Origin of the sequence: Photorhabdus aballayi (genome assembly GCF_026153155.1) — a bacterium.
Classification (GTDB): domain Bacteria; phylum Pseudomonadota; class Gammaproteobacteria; order Enterobacterales; family Enterobacteriaceae; genus Photorhabdus; species Photorhabdus luminescens.
In genome coordinates this window covers 1-502 of the sequence record NZ_JAPFCD010000150.1, presented here as the reverse complement: position 1 = coordinate 502, position 502 = coordinate 1, and the positions used below count along the sequence as shown (strand labels likewise).

The 502-nt window shown below is 41.6% G+C and carries 1 pseudogene; it reads left to right on the top strand.

The window, feature by feature from the left end:
• Nucleotides 1-83 precede the first annotated feature (83 nt).
• A pseudogene (locus OO184_RS24980) lies at nucleotides 84-502 on the top strand (hypothetical protein); the annotation flags it as partial.

Genomic DNA, 502 nt, shown 5'->3' with positions numbered 1-502 from the left:
TAAAAATCATTGACCGTGAGCCAGCAACAAGAAAAAGGGAAACTGGCTTTACAGTACTACTGCGATGGTAAGGAACTTTCAGCATGAGGATATTAAAAATCACACTGTCATTATTACTGCTGTCTTTTATTTACTGGTCGATGGGCGATACCTTTTTTAACTGGCTATTTCCCTTTTCATCTGATGGAAAGGGGCCGTGGATAACGGTGGAGGGTGTCATGCCGAAATATACAAAACCGTATGTGTCGGCAGAATATATCTCAAAAGATTGTCTTGAGTATGAGTTTAGTGCAACTATGACACCTCATAAGGTACCAACCTATAACGGATTGAGTCTGGACGTTAAGGCTGATCCAAAAACCGGTTATTTTCAGACAAAATTACCTTTTAGTGGTGGAGGTTGGTGTAAATGGAAAATCAACCGAGCGTTTGTGGCAGTGGGTTATGCCGATGTTAGTCACTTGATGAAAGATGCTGTTCCCTCTTCAGGAGCAGGATTAGC